The sequence below is a fragment of the Nocardia sp. NPDC004722 genome (assembly GCF_053601505.1).
Window position 1 is genome coordinate 1 of record NZ_JBSGBY010000529.1, and the last position, 5,988, is coordinate 5,988.

The window sequence follows — 5,988 nt, forward strand, 5'->3', positions numbered from 1 at the left end:
CGATCGGAGTGCCGCTGTCGGCGCGGCCCCAGATCACGAAGGTCGTCAACCCGGTAGCTGGATCGGTGGCAGTCCGGAACCATACCGATCGCTTCGCGGTGATCCACGCATCCACGACGTCGAATACGTCGTCGGGGTGCACCCCGACGCGTTCCAGCATCCTCGCCAACGCCCAGTACCATTCGATCGCCACCATTCGAGACTACCTTTGAGACTACCGCATGTGGGGGTGTTTGCGTCCGATGTGGTGCCTCGGGGCATGAAAGTTCGCAGCGCGGAAATGGCTGCGTTCCATCTCATGAATTCCTAACGGGGGGTTGGGCATTGTCGGGGCATGGATGAGTTGGGGGTTGGGCATGTGTTGCGGCGGGCCACGTTTGGGCCGTTTCCGGGGCGGGTGGAGGTGTTTTCGGGGCAGGGGGATGCGGCGGTGGTGGATGCGGTGCTCGAGGCGAGGCCGGTTGTGGTGGGTGTGCCGGTTTTCGATGAGGAGGCCGAGGTGGCGGGGGATGGGCCGGTGGGGCTGTGGGTTAGGGCTATGGGGGATTCGGGGGCGGGGGTGCACGAGAAGATGGTGTGGTTTTGGCATGGGCATTTCACGTCGAGTCAGGACAAGGTGGGGGCGTGGGGGTTGATGTGGGGGCAGCATTTGGTGATTCGGGCGCATGCGATGGGGAATTTTCGGGAGTTGGCGCGGGCGGTGACCGTGGATGGGGCGATGTTGCAGTGGCTGGATGGGGCGGGGTCGCGGGTGGGGGCGCCGAATGAGAATCATGGGCGGGAGCTCATGGAGCTGTTCACCATTGGGCGGGGGAGTTATACGCAGGGGGATGTGAAGGCGGCGGCTGTGGCGTTGTCGGGGTGGGATGTCGACGATGACGGGGTGGTGGGGTTCGATCCGGAGGCGGGGAACCGGGTGGCGGTGGAATTGCTGGGGCGGCAGGTGATTTCGGCGGCGGATGTGGTCGACGTGCTGTGTGATCGGCCGGAGACGGCGCAATTCATCGCCGCGAAGCTGCATCGGTTCCTGGTCGGGACGGTGGCCTCGGAGCAACGGGTCAGCGAGCTGGCGGCGGTGTTCACGCGGGCGGGGTTGGAGATTCGGCCGCTGGTGGAGGCGATACTGCGGGATCCCTCCTTCGCGGCGGCGGTGTACACGCGGCCGCGGTATCCGGTGGAGTGGGTGACGGCGGCGTTCGCGGTCTTCGGAATCGATGACCCGGTCAAGGCTTTCGAGTTGATGACCGCGCTCGGGCAGTCGCCGTTCTATCCGCCGAATGTGGCGGGCTGGCCGCCGGGGGATCGGTGGATCACGCCGGGCAGCGTGGTCGCGCGGGCGGGATTGGCCGTCGAAGCGCCCGTGCTCGACGAGATCGCGGGGGCGCGCGATCCGGTCGCGGCCGTGTTCAGGCGCGCCTCGATCTACGATCCGACACCCCGAACCCGCACCGCCGCCACGGATTTGGCGTTCGCGCTGCGCCGGGAGCCGCAGCGCGCGGCCGCCGCCCTGCTCGCCCTGGCCGTCACCGCACCGGAATTCACGCTCGCGTGAGCACGCACCCGTATGAGGCTGGCATGAACGCGCACCGGTGCGAATCGGAAGGAGCCCCTATGGAATCGAACGATCGGCGTACCGACCTGAAGCGGCGCAGGCTGCTGCAAGCCGGGCTGGGCGTGGGCGCGGTGGCCGCGATCGGCGGCGCGGCCGGATACCGGCTGCTGACTCCGTCCCCGGCCCCGGGCCGCTGGCATCCATCCGCGCCGGTGCGGGCCGCCGCCCTCGACAAGCGACGCCTGCTGGTCATCGAAATGGCCGGGGGCAGTGACGGTTTGTCGATGACCGTGCCCTACGCCGACTCCCGCTACCGGGACCTGCGACGGCACACCGCCATCGCCGCCGAACGGGTGCACGCCATCGACGACCGCCTGGGCCTGCATCCCAACCTCCGGCAACTCGCCGCCGACGGCGTCTCCGTGGTGCCGGGCGTGGGCACCGCCAAACCCGACCTGTCGCATTTCGAGATGCTGCACCGCTGGCAGACCGGCGATCCGGAGGGCAGCGCCCGCACCGAAACCGGATTCCTGGGCCGCCTCTGCGATCACCTCGGCGATCCGAGCGCCCCCGCCGTGGGTGTCGCGCTGGGCGTCGGCCCCTCCCCGGCGCTGGCCTGCGAACGCGTCACCACCCTGTCGGTGGATCACGGAACCGAGGGCCTGTTCCCGGTTTTCGACGACGACAATGTCCGCGACGCCTGGCTGGCGGCCCAGCGCGCCATGGCCCACCCCGACCGCGCGGACCTGCCCGCCTTCGCCGCGGCACGCTCGGGAACCGCTGCCGCACTGCGCTTCTCGGATGTCGCCGCCACCCTCTCCTCGGCCGCCGACGGCTACCCGGACAGCGACCTGGGCGTGCAATTGCGGCTGGCCGCACGGCTGCTCGCCGACGACAACCACGGCCTGCGCATCGTGCACGTGCCCATGGGCGCGGACTTCGACACCCACACCGCCCACCCGGACCGCTACGCGCAGCTCATGACCGACCTCGATGATTCGCTCGCCGCCTTCCGCCGCGACCTGGCCGCCCGCGGCCTCACCGACCGCGTCCTCATCGCCGCCTACAGCGAGTTCGGCCGCCGCGTCCCCGACAACGACTCCGACGGCCTCGACCACGGCGCGGCCGGTACGGCACTGCTGCTCGGCCCGACCAACCCCGGCGTCTTCGGCGAGTCCCCGTCCCTGCGCAATCTCGACGCCGACGACAACCTGCGCGCCACCGTCGATATGACCGAGTTCTACGCGACCATCGCAGAGAGCTGGTTCGGCGTGCCTGCCACCGACGTTCTGCCCGGCACGCCCCGTCCGCTGCCTGGGGTGGTGGCGGTCTGATCGCCTTCCGGTAAGTCCGTCGCGGCCCGCGAGATCTGGGTTATAGTCATGTCGACTTTAACTCGGGAGGGCTGATGATCGACTGGCTCGGTGGACTGATCCACCCCCTGCTCGCGGTGGCGTACACGATGTTCGGCGAACCCGTCACCTGGATCGAGGTGCTCGGCTTCGTCACCGGCGGACTGTGCGTCTGGCTCACGGTGCGGCGGAATATCTGGAACTTTCCGGTCGGCATCGCCAACTGCCTGGCCTTCCTCCTGCTGTTCACCTCGGCGCGCTTGTGGGCCGACGCGGGCTTGCAGGTCGTGTACATCGCCCTCGGTGTCGCCGGATGGTGGCAGTGGCTGCGCCGCCGGGGCGATCACGGGCCACTGGTCGTCACCCGGGCGCCGCACCGGGAGATGGTCTGGTGCCTGGCCTTCGTCGTGCTCGGCACCGGGGCGCTCTACGCGCTGCTGAACGCGACGCACGACTCCGCCCCGCTGCTCGACGCCTTCACCACCTGCCTGTCCCTCGCCGCGCAATGGCTGTTGAACGGCAAGCGAATTCAGAACTGGTACTTCTGGATCGCCGCCGACTGCGTCTACATCCCGCTCTACGCCGCCAAACACCTCGATCTCACCGCCGTCGTGTACGTCCTGTTCCTGGCCATGTGTCTGGCGGGGCTGCGGTCGTGGCGGCGTGCTCTGGGCGATGCTCCGCTCGAAACCTCGCCGCGCGCAACGGAGTCCGCCGCATGAGCGACTACCGGCACGGGCTGCTGATCGGCAAGTTCTACCCGCCGCACCACGGCCATCACGCGCTGATCCGGCACGCCGCGGCCTGCTGTGACGAGGTCACGGTGCTCGCCATGAAGTCCGCCGCGGAGACCATCGCACTGGCCGACCGCGTGGCGTGGCTGCGAGCCGAACACCCCGAGCCCACCGTCCACATCGCCGGAATCGCCTGCGACGCACCGCTCGATGTGACCGACGACCGGGTGTGGGCCGCGCAGGTCGCCGCGATGCGGGCGGGTCTGCGAGCCGCGGGCGCCCGCCCGCCGGTCGACGCCGTGTTCTGCGGCGACGCCTACGGCCCCGAACTGGCCCGGCGGTTCGACGCGGTCGCCGTACAGGTCGAGCGAACTCCGCTCAGCGCCACCGCGGTACGACGCGACCTCACCGGCCGGTGGCACGACCTGGCCCCGGCCACGAGAGCCGGACTGGCGACCCGGGTGGTGGTCCTCGGCGCCGAATCCACCGGCACGACAACGATCGCCGCGGCCCTGGCGGAGCACTACGCGGCACGCGGCGGCGTCTGGGCGGACACCCGCTGGGTGCCCGAATACGGCCGCGAGTACACCACGATCAAATGGGCTTCCCAACCTGATCGTGGCCTCGATGAAATCAGCTGGGAAGCCGATGATTTCGATCGCGTTGCCGCCGAACAGACGCAAAGGGAGGAAGCCGCCGCGCGCTCGGGCTCACCGCTGCTGGTCTGCGATACCGACGCCTTCGCCACGTCCGTCTGGGAACGCCGCTACCTCGGCCCGGCGGCCAGGGCGGATCAGCCGTGGACCGCGGTCCCGAAGCGCGCGGTGTATCTGCTCACCGACCACACCGGGGTCCCGTGGCACGACGACGGCCTGCGCGAAGGCGACCTCGACGTGCGTGCGGCCATGACCGACTGGTTCGCCGACGAGCTGACCCGGGCGAACCACTCCTGGGTCATGCTGACCGGAACCCTGGACCAGCGCCTGGAACTCGCCATCCGCACCATCGATCCGCTGCTCGCCCTCGGCGCGCGATTCGGTGAGCCCCTGCACGGCCCCGGTTTCGAGGCGACACCCTGACCAGCACCGGCCCGGATCCTCATCGAATCCTCATCGGGGGTTCGGGAGACTGCGGGGGTGGTGGCGGGTGCTGTAATTGGACAGGTGCGGGTACTGGTGTGCGAGGACGACAGGAACCTGGGCGACGAGGTCGCGGCGGGGCTGCGGGCGGCCGGATTCGCCGTCGACCTGGCCCGGGACTATGCCGACGCGGATCTGAAGATCGCGGTCAACACCTACGACTGTCTGGTCATCGATCGCGGGCTGCCCGACGGTGACGGCCTCGATCTGGTGCGTGCCCAGCGCGACTCCGGTCACCGCACCCCGGTCCTCATGCTGACCGCCCGCGACGCCCTCGCCGACCGACTCGACGGGTTCGCCCAGGGGGCCGACGACTACGTGGTGAAGCCCTTCGCCATGGACGAACTCGCCGCCCGCGTGCAGGCGCTGTGCCGTCGCCGGGAGCTGCCCGCCGCCACCCGCACCGTGGTCGGCACCCTCACCGTGGACCGTCCCCGGCGGCGCGTGCACCGCGCGGGCACGCTGCTCACCTTGACCCCCAAGGAATTCGGCGTCCTCGAACTGCTGGCCGCCCGCGCCGGATCCGTGGTCAGCCGCAGCGAGCTCATCGAATGCTGCTGGGACGAAATGGCCGAACCCGCCTCGAATGTCGTGGACGTGGTGATCGCCCAGCTGCGTCGCAAACTCGGCGACCCGCCGCTGATCGATACCGTGCGCGGCATCGGCTTCACCATCGCGCCATGAAGCTGCCGCTGCGTAGCCTCCGCGCCCGGCTCCGGGCCGAGGCGAGGGAGCGGCCGGCCACCCTCGGCAGGCTGCGCCGCCTACGCTGGCTGCTCACCGGACTGTTCACCGTCCTCACGGCCGTCTGCCTGATCGTGCTCGGCTCGCTCGCGGCCTCCATCGACGCGCATTCCCGCGACCGCGACCTGGACGCGGGCATCGATCGCGTGGTGACCGGCCTCGCCCGCGAGGTGTACTGGGCCGAGGACGGCAGTGTCGACCTGGAGACCGTGCGCTCCGACGAGGACCTGGTGGGCGGACCGGACCCGGTCGTGGTGCTGGTCCGGGACGCGAACGGCGGCTGGCAGGAACCGTTCGTGCACAAGCGATCCGGGCTGCCCGCGGTATTGAGCGGACTCGCGCAGGAGAGCGCCACGTCCGAGGAGACACTGTGGTACACCCTCACCGACCGGGACGGGGACCGGGTGCGGCTGGCGGTCGCCCCGGTGTACGACAACGACGGCACCATCGGCGCGATGGTCGTCGCC

General features: G+C 69.9%; 7 protein-coding genes. 6 read left to right on the forward strand and 1 reads right to left on the reverse strand.

Features of this window, described 5'->3' with window-relative positions; genetic code table 11:
• Positions 1-196: hypothetical protein (locus tag ACWELQ_RS35490; protein WP_452401388.1), on the reverse strand; the 196-nt coding region annotated here is incomplete at its 3' end.
• A gap of 138 nt (positions 197-334) precedes the next feature.
• On the opposite strand from ACWELQ_RS35490, the gene ACWELQ_RS35495 reads away from it, so the two are divergent.
• From ACWELQ_RS35495 to ACWELQ_RS35520, 6 genes are all read left to right on the forward strand, one after another.
• Entirely contained in the window at positions 335-1,552 is a 1,218-nt protein-coding gene (locus ACWELQ_RS35495) for a DUF1800 domain-containing protein (RefSeq protein ID WP_452401389.1), read from the forward strand.
• 59 nt (positions 1,553-1,611) lie between these two features.
• Positions 1,612-2,886: a DUF1501 domain-containing protein gene (locus ACWELQ_RS35500; RefSeq protein ID WP_452401390.1), complete on the forward strand. Its 1,275-nt coding sequence runs from the start codon at positions 1,612-1,614 to the stop codon at positions 2,884-2,886.
• 74 nt (positions 2,887-2,960) lie between these two features.
• Entirely contained in the window at positions 2,961-3,626 is a 666-nt protein-coding gene (pnuC, locus tag ACWELQ_RS35505) for a nicotinamide riboside transporter PnuC (RefSeq protein WP_452401391.1), read from the forward strand.
• Positions 3,623-4,717: an AAA family ATPase gene (locus tag ACWELQ_RS35510; protein WP_452401392.1), complete on the forward strand. Its 1,095-nt coding sequence runs from the start codon at positions 3,623-3,625 to the stop codon at positions 4,715-4,717. Before pnuC ends, ACWELQ_RS35510 begins: the two co-directional genes overlap by 4 nt.
• Before the next feature lie 84 nt (positions 4,718-4,801).
• Positions 4,802-5,461 (forward strand): response regulator transcription factor, encoded by a 660-nt coding sequence (locus ACWELQ_RS35515; protein ID WP_452401393.1) that lies wholly within the window; start codon positions 4,802-4,804, stop codon positions 5,459-5,461.
• Positions 5,458-5,988: hypothetical protein (locus tag ACWELQ_RS35520; protein WP_452401394.1), on the forward strand; the 531-nt coding region annotated here is incomplete at its 3' end. The genes ACWELQ_RS35515 and ACWELQ_RS35520, both read left to right, overlap by 4 nt.

Bases quoted from the DNA above. Each gene is read 5' to 3' on its own strand.
- ACWELQ_RS35495 (WP_452401389.1), top strand. From the start codon at position 335: ATGGATGAGTTGGGGGTTGGGCATGTGTTGCGGCGGGCCACGTTTGGG.
- ACWELQ_RS35500 (WP_452401390.1), top strand. From the start codon at position 1,612: ATGGAATCGAACGATCGGCGTACCGACCTGAAGCGGCGCAGGCTGCTG.
- pnuC (WP_452401391.1), top strand. From the start codon at position 2,961: ATGATCGACTGGCTCGGTGGACTGATCCACCCCCTGCTCGCGGTGGCG.
- ACWELQ_RS35510 (WP_452401392.1), top strand. From the start codon at position 3,623: ATGAGCGACTACCGGCACGGGCTGCTGATCGGCAAGTTCTACCCGCCG.